Here is a 14,225-nt window from a genome sequence, read left to right as displayed (position 1 = left end):
TGTCGATGTTTTCCAAACTCGCATGATCGTCTGCGTTCGTCCAAGTCACTGACATCGAAATCGGCGTTCTCGATTGTCGAACGGCAAAAGGGTTTTGAGCGACCAGTTCCCGACCTATGCTGAGCCATGGGCCGCCTGAGCAAAGTTTGAGATCTTGCGGCCGACAACGTCCGAAGCACCAAGTGGACTGGAGGATCGAATGAGCTGGAACCCCGCCCTGACACCCGGCTGCCCCGACGCGATCGGCATCGACGCGATCGAAACCTTGATCGTTCCGCGTTCGCGCGATCTCGGCGGCTTCGAAGTTCGCCGCGCCCTGCCCGCCCCCAAGCGCCAGATGGTCGGCCCCTTCATCTTCTTCGACCAGGCGGGGCCTGCCGAATTCCTGACCGGCCAGGGCGTCGACGTCCGTCCGCATCCCCATATCGGCCTGGGTACCGTCACCTATCTCTATCGCGGCGATTTCCACCATCGCGACAGCCTGGGCACCGACCAGGTCATCCACCCCGGCGCCCTGAACTGGATGGTGGCCGGGCGCGGGGTCACCCATTCGGAACGGACCTCGGCGCAAGCCCGCCGCGGTCCCAACAGCCTGTTCGGCATCCAGACCTGGATCGCCCTGCCGGAAACCCACGAGGACATGGCGCCGATGTTCGAGCATCACGGCAAGGAGACTCTGCCGGTGATCGAAAGCGACGGCGTCAGCGTGAAGCTTATCCTCGGCAATGCCTATGGCGAGAAGGCGCCGGCGACGATGTTCTCGGAAACCTTCTACGGCGACGTCGTCCTCTCTCCCGGCGCAAGACTGCCCATGCCGGATAATCATGAGGATCGCGGCCTCTACATCACGCAAGGCTCCGTCTCCATTGCCGGCCAGGATTTCGAGGCCGGGCAGATGATGGTCTTCCGCCCCGGCGACGCCATCACGGTTGCGGCCGGCGACCGGGGCGCCCGCCTGATGATCTTGGGCGGCGCCACCCTCGGCGGACCACGTTATATCTGGTGGAACTTCGTCGCCTCCTCGAAGGAACGCATCGAGGAAGCCAAGGCGCAATGGCAGGCCCAGAACTGGGGCCAGGGCCTGTTCGATCTGCCACCGGACGATCGCGCCGAGCATATTCCTCTGCCCGATTGAGACCGGCAACGGCATTCATTCTCCCAGACAGGCAGCGTGCGACGAACCTTCTTCACACAATGGAGAAGGTTCGTCACATTTTCGGGATGACTTTGCGCAAGATTCTTCATACAACTTCACCTTGCGCGTGACCTTGCCCATTGACTCAGTTTGTGGAAATGCGCAACAAAATGAAGGGCGCCCCTATGATGTGGCTCCGGCGCCAATCCCGTCGCCACGCGGGCAATAAGAAACAAGCCATTTCCAGGGAGAAACCAGATGTACAGGAAGATAGGAGCCGGCCTCGCCGCACTGACGGTCAGCGTCCTGCTCGCCACCACCTCCGCCTATGCCGATTTCTGGTCCGACGCATCCAAGGACCTCCAGGGTGTCACCATCCACGGCATTTCCGAGAGCACGCCGCCCTCCAACTATGTGAAGAACGTGCTGGGCCCAGCCTTCACCAAGGCCACCGGCATCAAGGTGGAGTTCGAAGCCACCTCCTGGGACCAGATGTACGACAAGGCGATCAAGGACATGGAGGCCAAGACCGGCGTCTATGACTTCGTCTATATCGAGCAGGACATCATCTACAGCTATCTGGCCCGCAACTTCCTGGTCGACATCACCAAGACCCTCGCCGACAAGCCGGCGCTGAAGGCGCCCGACTACGATCCCGCGAAGTTCACCAGCTTCGCCAACTACTTCAAGGACGACAAGGGCGACCTCTACGGCGTGCCGATGGAGGCCTTCATCAAGATCTACCTCTATCGCAAGGACCTGTTCGATGATCCGGCGGTGAAGGAAGCCTACAAGAAGAAGACCGGCAAGGATCTCGCGCCCGCCAAGACCCATGAGGACTACAAGGCCATCGCCGACTTCTTCACCGAATGGGGCAAGGACAAGGGCGAGGAATTGTGGGGCTCGACGGTGCAGGCCAATACCGGCCACCCCGCCTCCTGGTACGAATTCTTCGAAAGCGTTGCGCCGACCTTCGGCGTCTATAATTGGGGCATCGACGCTTCCAAGAACTATGCCGCCACCGTCGCCAATGGCGGCTCGATGAACAGCCCCGAGGCCAAGAAGGCCCTGGAATACTGGCTGAGCCTGCTGCCGGATGCGCCACCCGAATCCACCGCCAGTACCTGGGACGAAGTCGCCGCCACCTTCGCAGCCGGACGCGCGGCCCAGGGCCTCGTCTATGGCGAGAACGCCGCCTGGATCGCCACCGATGCCTCCAAGTCCAAGGTGGTGGGCAAGGTCGGCGTGGCCTTGCCGCCGACCTCCCCCGGCGTGATCGAGGCCGCGGAAGCCGGCAAGGGCTATATCGGCTATTATGACGGCGGTGCCTTCGGCATCTCCTATGCCTCCAAGAACAAGGAAGCGGCCCTGCTCTTCCTGCAATATATCGCCCAGGAGAGCGTCCAGGCCGATTGGGCCGTCGCCGGTTCGCGCATCACCCACACCGCGACCTATGACGATCCCAAGGTGAAGGCGCAGGACGAGAAGACCAACGGCTACTATTCGCTGATGAAGAAGGACGGCAAGCTCTTTGCCGGTGCCCCGCCCTACCCCTTCCACGCCCAGGTGCGTGAAGCGACCGCCTCGATCTTCTACAAGGCGATCACGGGCGACCTTTCCGCCTCCGACGCCCTCGACCAGATGGCGGCCACGACGGAAGCCGAACTCAAAAAGCTGGGCTATCGCAAGTAAGAACGTCGGCCTTTGTCATGCCCGGGCTTGACCCGGGCATCCAGGCACCTTCGCCAGGTGCGTACTGGCCAGGTGGGGACTGAATTGCCGGGCCAAGCCCGGCAATGACAAAGGCCGCATCGATCCAAAGCGGGCCGCCATTTGAACGAGACACTTCAAATCGCAAAGACACGTTGGATCAAAGAGTTGGAGCAAGTGAGCGTTCACGCCTGAACGCTCACTTGCTCGAGGTGCCGTAGCTTTCGAGATCGGCATCCCTCTTGCCTCGCGGGTGAAGGAACCCTCATGCGATCGTCGACAACCGGCTGGCTGCTGCTGGCACCCACCCTGTTCATCCTCGCTCTGTTCGGTGTCGTGCCGTTCATCTACGTGATGGTGGTCTCCTTCACGCAGTGGAACAGCTTCGCTGCCGATCCGACCATGCATTTCAACGGGCTCGACAATTTCCGGGCCTTGGTCTTCGATACCGACTTCCTCAAGTCGATCTGGGGCACGTTGAAATTCGGCTTCTTCGCCGTGGTCAGCGAGATCGTGCTCGGCTATTTCCTCGCCCAGCTCTTCATGCGCGACTTCCCGGGCAAGGGCTTCTTCCGTACCATCCATACTTTGCCGCTGGTGATCGCGCCGATCGCCGTGGGCGCGATCTGGCGTCTGCTGCTGACGCCCGGCCTCGGCCCGTTGCCGAGCTATCTTCGAAGCTGGTTCGGCTACGACCTCAACATCAGCCGCTTCTCCGACCAGGCCTTCACCGCCGTGGTGATCATGGATATCTGGCACTGGACGCCGCTGGTGACGCTGACCTTGCTCGCCGCCCTGTCGTCCCTGCCCAAGGATCCCTTCGAGCAGGCGCAGATCGACGGCGCCAGCCGCTTCCAGATCTTCTGGCACATCACTTTGCCGATGCTGAAGCCGGCCATTCTCGCCACCGTGTTCATCCGCCTGATGGATGCGTTGCGCACCTTCGACGAGATCTTCATGCTGACCTCCGGGGGCCCTGGCGATGCCACCCGCTTCGTCGGCCTCTATATCTTCCGCGTGGTGTTTCCCAAGAAGGACTACGGCTATGGCGGCGCCATGTCCGTGCTGGTGCTCTACCTCACCATCGTGATGTGCTGGCTGCTCTATTCGGCCCTGGTGGCCCGCCGCGACCTCAGGAGGCCCGAGTGATGCGCAAGCCCAATGTCTTCGTCAGCCTGTTGCTCTGGATCGTGCTCAGCCTGATCACGTTGGCGCCGATCTACTGGCTGTTCGTGGTCTCGGCCAAGAGCCGCGTCGAGCTCTTCGGCCGGCCGAGCTTCCTGTTGACCTCCTTCTTCCCAGACAACTACGCCAACGCCCTGACCGACCCGAACCTGCAGAAATACATGTTGAATTCGGTCATCGTCGCCACTTCCAATGCCTTTCTTGTGACCCTGCTCGGCTTCCTCGCCACCTATGCGCTGACGCGCTACAAGCTGGTCGGCAAGGAGAACGTCTTCTTCTGGACCATCACCAACCGCATGGCCCCGCCGGCGGTGTTCCTGCTGCCTTTGTTCCTGCTCTACACGCAGGTCTTCGTCGTCGGCGACTGGAAACTGTTCGATACGCGCATCGGCCTCGTCCTGCTCTATTGCGTGTTCAACCTGCCCTTCGCCGTGTGGACGCTGCGGCCGGTGCTCGATTCCATCCCGCAGGAACTCGACGAGGCCGCCACCATCGACGGCGCCTCGACCTTCCAGCTTCTCGCCAAGGTGATCTATCCGCTCGCCCGGCCGGGCCTCGCCGTCACCATGATCCTCACCTGGATCTTCGCCTGGAACGAATATCTCCTGGCCGCCACCCTCACCAGCGTGGAGGCCCGCACCATCACCACGCTGCTCGCCGAATATGTCTCCGTCACCGGCACCAATTGGGGCCAGCTTGCCGCCACCGCCATGCTGACGCTGATCCCCGCCCTGGTGATCCTCGGCGTGGTTCAGCGCCATATCGTCGCCGGCCTGACCTTCGGCGCCGTGAAGGGATGAGGCCATGAACCAGTTCGCCAATCTCGACAAGCAGGACGAAGAGCTCGAAAAGCCTCCCGTCGAAAAGACCGGCTTCCTGCCGATCCACACCAACGGCTTCGACCGCGGCTTCATCGCCGTGGTCCTCTTGATCGCCATCCATCTGTTCTGGATGCGCTTCGTCGAGCAGTCGCTCTCGATCTATGTCGCCACCGCGATCTCGCTGGTGCTCGGCTATGTGATCATCAAGAAGGGGTGATGCCGATGGCGGCCATGCTTGGCCCGACCGTCAGGATAACTCCCCCTACCGAGGCGCAAATCCAAGGTAAAATCTTGCTCTTGCGCTTCGGCTTCCTCCCACTATTGTCATACAAAATACGATGACAAGATGAGGGAGCGGACAATGGCCAAGCGCATCATGTTCACCGGCGGCAGCGGCAAGGCCGGCCGCCATGTCGTGAAGGATCTCCTCGATCACGGCTATGAGGTGCTCAACATCGACACCAAGCCGCTGGACGATCCGCGCGTTCGCACGCTGATTGCCGACATCACCGATGCCGGCCAGGTCTTCAATGCGCTGTCGAGCTATATGGGCACGCACGAGTTCGACGCCTCGCTGCGTCCGCAGAAGGTCGACGCCGTCGTCCATTTCGCCGCCATTCCACGCATCATGATCGTGCCTGACAACGAGGTGTTCCGCGTCAATGCGCTCGGCACCTACAACGTCATCGAAGCGGCGACCAAACTCGGCATCCGTAAGGTCGTGATTGCCTCGAGCGAGACGACCTATGGCGTCGTCTTCGCCCATGAGCACCGCAATCCCACCTATTTCCCGCTCGACGAGGACTATGACGTCGACCCGATGGACAGCTATGCCCTCTCCAAGGTCGTCAACGAGAAGACGGCCCGGGCCTTTGCCCTGCGCGAGGGCATCGACATCTACGCGCTGCGCATCGGCAACGTCATCATTCCCGAGGACTACACCGAGAACTTTCCCAAATGGTTCGCCGATCCCGGTTTTCGCAAGCGCATCGCCTGGAGCTACATCGATGCGCGCGACCTCGGCCAGATCACCCGGCTCGCCATCGAGAAGGAGGGCCTCGGCTTCCAGGTTTTCAATGCCGTCAACGACGAGACCTCGTCCAATCTGCCGACAGCCGAACTGCTCCGCCGCTTCTACCCCGAGGTGCCGGTCAAGGGCACGCTCGGCGAATACGAGACGCTGCTGTCCAACAAGAAGGCCCGCGAGCTGCTGGGTTTCCGCGAAGAGCATCCCTGGCGGCGTTACGTGAAAGGCTAGAGACTGTTATGGACCATGGATAGGGTTACAGTCGAAGTTCTGTTGTCCAGGCGATATCCCAGCGTCTTTGCGAGCAGTTGAATTACGACTGTCGTCCCTCGGGTAAGGATGGCTCAGCAGAAGCGGTCATCCGCCGCTGTGACCGCTGCAGGCCATCCGGCCCGCATGAGCGGTCGTGTTTGACAGCATCGGTTGTCCAGCCTACTTGTACGGACAGGATTACAAGAAGCGAAACCAGCTCGCCCTGAATGGACCAGCCGACCGCACAGGAAACGCCATGAGCTTCGACGAACGACCTGCCCCCTCCCAGCGCGACCTCGCCAACGCCATCCGCTTCCTGACCGTCGATACCATCGAGGCGGCCGGGACCGGTCACCCCGGCACCGCCATGGGCATGGCCGATATCGCCGAGGTGCTATGGAATCGCTTCCTCAAGCACAATCCGGCCGACCCGAGCTGGATCGACCGCGACCGTTTCGTGCAGTCGAACGGCCATGGCGCGATGCTGATCTATTCCCTGCTGCATCTGTCGGGCTACGATCTCTCGCTCGAGGAGCTCAAGGCCCATCGCAAGCCTGGATCCAGGACGCCGGGCCATCCCGAATACGGCATCACGCCCGGCGTGGAGACGACCACCGGGCCGCTCGGCCAGGGCTTCGCCAATGCCGTCGGCATGGCGCTCGCCGAGCGCAAGCTCGCGGCCGAATTCAACCGCGACGATTTTCCCGTCATCGACCATCACACCTACGTCTTTGTCGGCGATGGCTGCCTGATGGAAGGCGTGGCGCAGGAGGCCGCTTCGCTCGCCGGCGCACTCGGTCTCGGCCGGCTGATCGCCTTCTATGACGACAACGGCATCTCCATCGACGGCGACGTCAGGGCCTGGTTCGCCGACGACACGCCGGCGCGTTTCCGGGCGCTGGGCTGGCACGTGGTCTCTGATGTCGACGGCCATGACCCCGGCGCCGTCGAGGCCGCGATCGAGGAAGCGCGTGGCGTGCATGACAGGCCGAGCCTGATCTGCTGTCGCACCATTATCGGCTTCGGCGCGCCCACCAAGCAGGGCAAGGAAGAAGTTCATGGCGCCCCATTGGGCGCTGCCGAGGCCACGGCAACCCGCGAAGCGCTGGGCTGGCGCTATCCGCCGCATGAAGTGCCCTCTCCCATCCGCGCCGGCTGGGATGCGCGCAAGCGCGGAGCAGACAGGCAGGCAGCCTGGGAGGCCCTGTTCGCCCGCTACCGGGCGACCCATCCGGATCTTGCCGCGGAGCTGCAGCGCCGCATGGCCGGCGAAGCACCAGTCGCTTTTGCTTCCGCCGTGGCAGCCTATGCCGATGCCCTGCTGGCGGAACCGCCAGCCCGCCAGCCTCTGCGCAAGGCTTCCAGCAAGGTTCTCGCCCGCTTCACCGCGCTGCTGCCGGAACTGATCGGTGGCTCGGCTGACCTCAGCCAGTCCACCCTGGCCTGGACCGCCGCTTCCAGGTCGATCCTGCCGGGGGGTTTCGCCGGCAATTTCATCCATTACGGCGTCCGAGAATTCGGCATGTCCGCCGTGATGAACGGCATGGCAGCCCATGGCGGCCTGATCCCCTTTGGCTCGACCTATCTCGTCTTCAGCGACTATGCCCGCAACGCCGTGCGCCTTGCAGCCCTGATGAAGCTGAAGGCGATCTTTCTCTATACGCATGATTCCATCGGGGTCGGCGAGGACGGCCCGACTCACCAGCCGGCCGAACAGCTCCTTGCCCTGCGCGCCATTCCCGGCCTGTCGCTCTGGCGCCCCGGCAGCGAGCTCGAAGCGCTGCTCGCCTGGGAAGACGCGGTGGGCCGCGAGGGTCCCAGCGTCATCGTCGCGGCCCGCCAGGACGGCTCAGCCATCGCGCACAGCGGGGAACACCGGCAGGCGATCCGGCGCGGCGGCTATGTCCTCTCGGAACCGGCGCGGCGCCCCGATCTCGTCCTTGCCGGAACCGGCTCCGAGCTCGGACTCATCACCGAAACGGTGACGCATCTCGCGGCCGAGGGGATCCATGCCCGGGTAGTATCGATCCCCAACGCGAACATCTTTGCAGAGCAGCCGACAGCCTATCGCGACGCCGTCCTGCCGCCGGGCCTGCCGAGCCTGTTCATCGAAGCGGCCTCGTCGATCTACTGGTATCAGTTCCTGCGCGGCCCCGGCGCGGTTGTTGGCATCGACGCCTTCGGGGAAAGCGCGCCCGGCCCGCTGCTCTACCGGCATTTCGGCCTCACGGCCGAGGCGGTGGCGGCAAGGGCCAGGGCGCTGCTGGCGGTCGGCACCTGAGAAGGACGTCAGCGCGCCCGATGCAGTTCGATGGTCAGGCGCGTGCGATCGGGATGGTGCCAGGATTCGTAATATTCCACCGGCCTGCCTTCCTGGTCATAGGTCAGTTCGCGGTTGAAGAGCACATGCGACCCCGGATCGAGACCGAGATGACCGGCTATCTCGGCATCGGCCGTGCCGATCTCCACGGTGCGCTGCCCGCTGGAGACGATGACGCCGAAATCCCGCTCGAGGCATTCGTAGAGCGAGACCTGGTCGAGGCCGGGATAGGTCAGCAATCCCGGCACACGGCCATAGGGCAGATAGTTGCGCACCAGAAGCAGCACCTCGCCATCGGCATAGCGCAGGCGCTCGATCAGCACGGCCCTGGCATCACCGATGCGCTCGGCGATGGCCGCAGGGGCCTCGATCAGGCGCTGCGCCAGGATCTTCGTGCTCAGCTTGAAGCCGGCCCGCGCCAGATCCTCCCGCAGCGGGTCGAGGCGCTGGCTTAGATTGATCGGCACCCTGCGTTCGCGCACGAAGGCACCACGGCCGCGCTCGGTCTCGATCAATCCCTGCAGCGCCAGCGACTGCAGGGCCTGGCGCACGACGCTACGCGAGATGTCGTAACGGGCACACAGCTCATGTTCGGAAGGAAGTCTCTCACCCGCGGCGTAGAGGCCTTGCGAAATTCCGGCCCTCAGGGTTTCGGCGAGCTGAAAATAAAGGGGAACCGGCGTGGAACGATCGAGCATGAAGCGACAAATCGGCGAGAAGGATGCGCGACCCTACCAGCTTTACCGCTCCAGCAACAGCGCATGCTTGGTCCTGCTTTCGCAGCACCTCAATCACGCAGCATCCGTCTCCTGGGCGAGCACACCGCTCGCGCTGGCATTGCCGCGGATCGCATAGGCCAGGGGATCACGCCCCATTTCCACCGCCAGCGTCATGAAGGTTTCGGCATTGCAGGGCAGGTAGGAGGATTCGAGCCGCGCCAGCGTACTGAAGGTCACACCCGTAAGTGCGCCGAACTGTCGATAGGTCAGCCCGCGCGCGGCGCGCGCATTCCGCAAATCGTCGCCAAATCGCTTCCAATCGATCTGGAGCGATGTGGAGTTCTTCTGGAAGGGACGGCTCGCTCTTTCCTGCATTTCTTCACTCACTTCACGCCTGGTGAGATCGCGCTACATTGCCTGGAACTCTTTCAGCAAACATTCTCAAATATTTCATCGCGACTTCTCCAGAACCGGGAAGACTCCGCAAAATGCACTGGACTTCAACTGCTATACGTAAGGCACTCCAATATACGTTACCATACCGGAATGCATTCAGCGTTACAGATCAAATTCGTAACATCACAATTTCTTGAGGACGTTGCCAAAACGCACAGCACAACTTCAAGACCGCAAGCACAATAGGCCAAGCGGGGCCCGGCTCACGCCAGGCCCCGCTCTCAGATCGTTTCGTTCGGATCAGAAGGTGCGCTTCAGGCGAACACCACCCTGCCAGGAGTTAGCGGAGCCATCCAAAGACCCGAGCGGCCCGATGCCAACTTCCTGCTTGGTGTGGGTATAGGATACTTCGCCTGCCACAGAGAGGCCCTTGACGATCGTATAGGTCAGATTGCCCGCGATGGAGTATTCCTTGAGCGAGATATCGATACCCGGGGCAACATTTCGCAGAATGCCGTCAGCCTTCACGTCGATGTAGCTGCCCACCAGATTGGCGTTGAGCTGCGGCGTGATATTGCCACCGAGTTCGGCCACGATCGACCAGCCCTTGGTCGTGTCATAGCCCGAGATACCTCCGGGCCCGATCGACGAGGGGAAGAGGTCCGACAAGCCGATGAGCGTGCCCAGGCTGTTCTTGACACCGAGATACTCGGTGGCGCCATCGGCATACTGACCTTCAACGATAAAATGGCCGCCGTCGATGACCGGTATTTTAATGAGGGCAGTACCGCCAATAGCAAAGCCGTACTTGTTGTCGTGTGTCGTCGGGATGGAAAAAGTGTCAGTGTCGCCGCTCGACGTCACCGTCCCGTCGATAGTCTCGGGCGAGCGCAGCTGGTGGAGAGCTCCTTGGACGGCCAAGGATCCCCAACTTGCATCATAGCGCAACTGACCAACGACGTCCGGAAGCTGTTGCCCGCCCTGCAGATTGATGTCCACGCTGTTACCGAAGCCGAGGACCGTGCTATCCAAGCCAACGTCGTTGACACGGTGGTCGCGGCCATCTTCGATCGACAGCGTGGCGCTGAAGCCACCGCCGAACTGAGCGGTGTAGGCGAGCAGGTTAACCGTGCTGGTTTCTGCGTAGTAGGGTGCCCAGATCGTATCGCCATACTCGTTGTCGTAGAAGCCGAAGAACGAATGGGCGTAACCAGCGGTCAGGCCACCGAACTGGATGAAGGCCTTGTCGATCGTGAAGGTGTTGCCGTTGTAGGTGCCGCCACGACCTTGAGCCGAAATCGGATGAGAGTCGGCATTGATCTGGAAGTAGGAGCGCAGCACGCCCCAATCGGTCTCGGTGCGGGCGTCGAACCAGATACGGGCCTGCGTGTTGAAGGCCGAGCGATCATCATTCCGGTTCTGCCCAACATTGGTCAAGACATTGTTGATGGATGTCGGAGCCGTATTGATGCCCACCCGGTCGCCGCCAAACGCGCGATAATCGGCGCGGATCTCGCCGCCGATCTTCAGGCAGGTGTCAGAGCCCGGGATGTAGAAGAAGCCGGGACCGAAAGCCGAGCAGACCTTCACATATTCGACGGCCTCGCCCTTGGTCATGGGCAGGTCGGCAGCCTGGGCGGCGCCGATGGCGGCGATGCCTGCAGCAGCGCCGAGAAGTGCGGATTTAATCGTCATCAAAACCCCCTCCGGGACATTATTTTACTTGCACGAGGGGACTTCTTGTCATGACACCCCACTCGCAACAGCCGACCGAACTTGGCGCATGCTTGGAAAGCACTTGGCCGCCACGTGAATCGTCGCAATGAAGGTGCGATATTCTAGAAAGCGCCACAATAGAGTTTTTCTACCTTGGCACCGACAGAAAACATTTTGGCGAATATGTGTCACTCAAAAGACACATCCAGAGCATCGTAGCTTACACCAAAGAATCGACTACCCTTAAGGGTATATCGAATTAATATACCAACAAAATATAAGTTTATTTCGGTGTTTTATAATTGGAACACATAAAATTAATACACGAAACCTCTATCTCTTAGCAAAAGACACCACAAGCCCGTCATTGCAGGCCAATCAGTTTCCATGTGGTAATATAAGACTTACCGATCCACCGCCCCCGCACATCGATGCCGGAATGAGTTCGGAAAAATTCCTATCCGGTATCCCGTTTTGCTTGCGGGCGGCATGCCATGCAACGAGACGAGAAATCTCTCCGCATCAGACACAAGCAAGCACCGCCGGACCGATGGTCCGGCGGTGCTTGCTTGTCTTGTCTATGGCTGAAGCTGACGGCCGTCAGGCCTTCTCTCGGGGCCAGGGCGTCTCGGACACCGGCGTCAGCGGCCCCTTGCCATCGCGCCAGGAGACGAGATTGTCGACCACCAGCTGGCCCATGGCCCGGCGGGTGTGAATGGTGGCCGAGCCGACATGCGGCAGCAGCACCGCATTGTCGAGCGCCACCAGCGCTTCAGGCACCTGCGGTTCGTCGGCGAAGACGTCGAGCCCCGCCGCGAGAATGGTGCGATTGCGCAGCGCCTCGATCAGGGCGCCCTCGTCGACGACAGAACCGCGGGCGACATTGATCAGCACGCCGTCGGGGCCGAGCGCCTTGAGCACCTCGGCATCGACCAGATGGCGCGTCTCCGCCCCGCCGGGGACGATGATCATCAGTGTATCCACCGCCTCCGCCAGCGCCTTCACGCTGGAGTGGTAGGCATAGGCGACATCCGCCTGGCGCCGGCGCCCGTAATAAGCGATCTTCAGGCCGAAGGCCTCGGCGCGGCGGGCGATGGCTTTGCCGATCCGCCCCAGGCCGACGATACCGAGCGTGCGCCCGCGCAGCGTCGCCGGCGTCAATGGATAGTTTTCGCTCAGCCATTTGCCCTGCCGCAGGAAGCGGTCGGCCTGCGGTACTTCGCGGATGGTCGCCAGCAGCAAGGCCATGGCGAGATCGGCGACGTCCTCGTTGAGGACTTCGGGCGTGTTGGTGACGACGACGCCATGCCGTGCCGCCGCGGCGGCATCGACGGAATCATAGCCGACGCCGAAATTGGCGATGATTTCGAGCTTGGGTAAAGCGGCGATCAGCGCTTCGTCGACATGGGCATGGCCGCCAGCTGCGAGGAAGCGCACCCGGTCGGCGATCCTCGCCAGCACCGCGTCGGGATCATCCGCCAGCCAGAGCTTGTGCACGGTAAAGGCCTGATCCAAGGCCTCGACCGTTTGGGCAAGCATGGGCTTGGGCATCAGAAGATCGGGTGCGGACATGCCGAGGGAACTCTCAGGGAATGGAATGGATCGAAGGATAGCGCCAAGACCTAAAGCGTTTTGCGGTCTGGCGAAATCACCAAATCGCAAAATGCATTGGAACGAGAAGCTCCGGCAGGCAGGCAGATCCATGGCGTGGGATCTGATTTTCGAAGTCAGATCCCACGCCATGGACTATTGTTGCTGCATCGTTTTTACCGAAAATCGGCATTCACTTTTCGGTACGATGCTCCAGGAAAGCGCCTGCTCAGAGGGCCGGCAGCTTGCCGCCAAGCTCGTCCTCGATATGGGCCTGCACGATGGCGTCCATGTCGCGATCGGCGACGAAGCCGAGTTCGAGGGCACGCGCCGTGTCGAAGTCGCGCGGCCAACCCGCCACGATCTTCTCGATCACGGGATCGGGCTGATGCTTGATCAGCGCCACGGCCTTGTCACCGGCGGCCCGGCGCAGGGCCTCGATCTCCTCGGCCACCGTTGCGGAGAGGCCGGGCATGGAAAGATTGCGGCGCGCGCCCAGGCGGGCCGTGTCGATCGCCGCTGAATGGTGGAGGAAGCCGACCGCCGAGCGCGGGCTGGCAAACCAATGGCGCACATCGTCCGAGACCGGCAGGATGGCTTCCTGCCCATTCAGCGGCTCGCGCAGAATGCCCGAGAAGAAGCCCGAGGCTGCCTTGTTGGGCTTGCCGGGGCGCACCGCGATGGTCGGCAGGCGGATGCCGATGCCGTCGAAGAAGCCACGGCGGCTGTAATCGGCCAGCAGCAGCTCGCCGATCGCCTTCTGCGTGCCATAGGAGGTCAGGGGCGTGTTGAAAAACTCGTCGCCGATACGCTCCGGGAAGGGCGCGCCGAACACGGCAATGGAGGAGGAGAAGATCACGCGCGGATAATAGCCCTCGCCCGGCCGGGCATCGCCATGGGCCTGGCGGATCGCTTCGAACAGACGCTGGGTGCCTTCCAGGTTGATGCGATAACCCTTGTCGAAATCGGCCTCCGCCTCACCCGAGACGATGGCGGCAAGATGGACGATCACATCGGGACGAGTGCCGATCAGACGCTCGACCGTACCGGGCACCGGCAGATCGTCCTGGCTGGCGCTGCAGGCGAACGGCAAACCGGCTGGGACCTGGGGCAGCACGACGTCGCTGAGCAATGCTTCGCTGACGGACTTGCCGCCAAGCTTGCCGTCGCGGCTCATGCTCTCCAGCAATTTGCGGCCCACCATGCCGGCCGCACCCAGGATCAGGACTTTCATCGCCTCGCCTCGTCATTTCCCCGCGACCGAAAACACCCAGCCGAAGCCTCGCGCATCGCACCGCATCTTTTGTCTCATGATGCCCGTTCCGGGCCCGAAGACGGCTCGAATCCGCCGTTT

At 62.0% G+C, this 14,225-nt stretch carries 12 protein-coding genes; 7 read left to right on the top strand and 5 right to left on the bottom strand.

What is annotated here, in order from left to right; genetic code table 11:
* Positions 1 to 199 precede the first annotated feature (199 nt).
* The 7 genes from ABXS05_RS22015 to tkt all read left to right on the top strand — a co-directional run bounded on the left by ABXS05_RS22015 (position 200) and on the right by tkt (position 8,411).
* Entirely contained in the window at positions 200 to 1,135 is a 936-nt protein-coding gene (locus ABXS05_RS22015) for a pirin family protein (RefSeq protein WP_367625405.1), read from the top strand.
* A 258-nt stretch (positions 1,136 to 1,393) separates the two neighbouring features.
* Complete coding sequence (locus ABXS05_RS22010) at positions 1,394 to 2,827, top strand: ABC transporter substrate-binding protein (protein WP_068295730.1); 1,434 nt, start codon at positions 1,394 to 1,396, stop codon at positions 2,825 to 2,827.
* A 285-nt stretch (positions 2,828 to 3,112) separates the two neighbouring features.
* Entirely contained in the window at positions 3,113 to 3,994 is an 882-nt protein-coding gene (locus ABXS05_RS22005) for a carbohydrate ABC transporter permease (RefSeq protein WP_311940129.1), read from the top strand.
* Complete coding sequence (locus ABXS05_RS22000) at positions 3,994 to 4,830, top strand: carbohydrate ABC transporter permease (protein ID WP_068295726.1); 837 nt, start codon at positions 3,994 to 3,996, stop codon at positions 4,828 to 4,830. Before ABXS05_RS22005 ends, ABXS05_RS22000 begins: the two co-directional genes overlap by 1 nt.
* 4 nt (positions 4,831 to 4,834) lie before the next feature.
* Entirely contained in the window at positions 4,835 to 5,068 is a 234-nt protein-coding gene (locus ABXS05_RS21995; RefSeq protein ID WP_311940131.1) for a DUF2160 family membrane protein, read from the top strand.
* Positions 5,069 to 5,212: 144 nt separating this feature from the next.
* A complete protein-coding gene (locus ABXS05_RS21990) occupies positions 5,213 to 6,109 on the top strand; it encodes an NAD-dependent epimerase/dehydratase family protein (protein WP_367625404.1) in 897 nt (298 codons plus the stop codon).
* 277 nt (positions 6,110 to 6,386) lie between these two features.
* The gene (gene tkt / locus ABXS05_RS21985) at positions 6,387 to 8,411 is read left to right on the top strand and encodes a transketolase (RefSeq protein WP_367625403.1); all 2,025 of its coding nucleotides are present in this window, start codon (positions 6,387 to 6,389) and stop codon (positions 8,409 to 8,411) included.
* 8 nt (positions 8,412 to 8,419) lie between these two features.
* On the opposite strand, the gene ABXS05_RS21980 is transcribed toward tkt, so the two are convergent.
* The 5 genes from ABXS05_RS21980 to denD all read right to left on the bottom strand — a co-directional run bounded on the left by ABXS05_RS21980 (position 8,420) and on the right by denD (position 14,105).
* Entirely contained in the window at positions 8,420 to 9,148 is a 729-nt protein-coding gene (locus ABXS05_RS21980) for a GntR family transcriptional regulator (RefSeq protein ID WP_311940136.1), read from the bottom strand.
* A gap of 93 nt (positions 9,149 to 9,241) precedes the next feature.
* Positions 9,242 to 9,544 carry a helix-turn-helix domain-containing protein gene (locus tag ABXS05_RS21975; protein WP_311940138.1) on the bottom strand — a complete coding sequence of 101 codons (303 nt, stop codon included), beginning with the start codon at positions 9,542 to 9,544 and terminating at the stop codon, positions 9,242 to 9,244.
* A 321-nt stretch (positions 9,545 to 9,865) separates the two neighbouring features.
* Positions 9,866 to 11,260, bottom strand: coding sequence for a porin (locus tag ABXS05_RS21970; protein WP_367625402.1), 1,395 nt, complete (start codon positions 11,258 to 11,260; stop codon positions 9,866 to 9,868).
* 621 nt (positions 11,261 to 11,881) lie between these two features.
* Positions 11,882 to 12,853 (bottom strand): 2-hydroxyacid dehydrogenase, encoded by a 972-nt coding sequence (locus ABXS05_RS21965; RefSeq protein WP_311944458.1) that lies wholly within the window; start codon positions 12,851 to 12,853, stop codon positions 11,882 to 11,884.
* Between the two features lie 247 nt (positions 12,854 to 13,100).
* Positions 13,101 to 14,105: a D-erythronate dehydrogenase gene (denD, locus tag ABXS05_RS21960; RefSeq protein ID WP_367625401.1), complete on the bottom strand. Its 1,005-nt coding sequence runs from the start codon at positions 14,103 to 14,105 to the stop codon at positions 13,101 to 13,103.
* Positions 14,106 to 14,225 lie beyond the last annotated feature (120 nt).

It is taken from the genome of Labrys neptuniae (assembly GCF_040797145.1).
Taxonomy (GTDB): Bacteria; Pseudomonadota; Alphaproteobacteria; order Rhizobiales; family Labraceae; genus Labrys; species Labrys neptuniae.
The sequence above is the reverse complement of the archived record's forward strand: the minus strand, read 5'-3'. Positions and strand labels throughout refer to the sequence as shown.

Excerpts from the sequence above, each read along its gene's own strand:
- ABXS05_RS22015 (WP_367625405.1), top strand. The coding sequence starts at position 200 with ATGAGCTGGAACCCCGCCCTGACACCCGGCTGCCCCGACGCGATCGGC.
- ABXS05_RS22010 (WP_068295730.1), top strand. The coding sequence starts at position 1,394 with ATGTACAGGAAGATAGGAGCCGGCCTCGCCGCACTGACGGTCAGCGTC.
- ABXS05_RS22005 (WP_311940129.1), top strand. The coding sequence starts at position 3,113 with ATGCGATCGTCGACAACCGGCTGGCTGCTGCTGGCACCCACCCTGTTC.
- ABXS05_RS22000 (WP_068295726.1), top strand. The coding sequence starts at position 3,994 with ATGCGCAAGCCCAATGTCTTCGTCAGCCTGTTGCTCTGGATCGTGCTC.
- ABXS05_RS21995 (WP_311940131.1), top strand. The coding sequence starts at position 4,835 with ATGAACCAGTTCGCCAATCTCGACAAGCAGGACGAAGAGCTCGAAAAG.
- ABXS05_RS21990 (WP_367625404.1), top strand. The coding sequence starts at position 5,213 with ATGGCCAAGCGCATCATGTTCACCGGCGGCAGCGGCAAGGCCGGCCGC.
- tkt (WP_367625403.1), top strand. The coding sequence starts at position 6,387 with ATGAGCTTCGACGAACGACCTGCCCCCTCCCAGCGCGACCTCGCCAAC.
- ABXS05_RS21980 (WP_311940136.1), bottom strand. The coding sequence starts at position 9,148 with ATGCTCGATCGTTCCACGCCGGTTCCCCTTTATTTTCAGCTCGCCGAA.
- ABXS05_RS21975 (WP_311940138.1), bottom strand. The coding sequence starts at position 9,544 with ATGCAGGAAAGAGCGAGCCGTCCCTTCCAGAAGAACTCCACATCGCTC.
- ABXS05_RS21970 (WP_367625402.1), bottom strand. The coding sequence starts at position 11,260 with ATGACGATTAAATCCGCACTTCTCGGCGCTGCTGCAGGCATCGCCGCC.
- ABXS05_RS21965 (WP_311944458.1), bottom strand. The coding sequence starts at position 12,853 with ATGTCCGCACCCGATCTTCTGATGCCCAAGCCCATGCTTGCCCAAACG.
- denD (WP_367625401.1), bottom strand. The coding sequence starts at position 14,105 with ATGAAAGTCCTGATCCTGGGTGCGGCCGGCATGGTGGGCCGCAAATTG.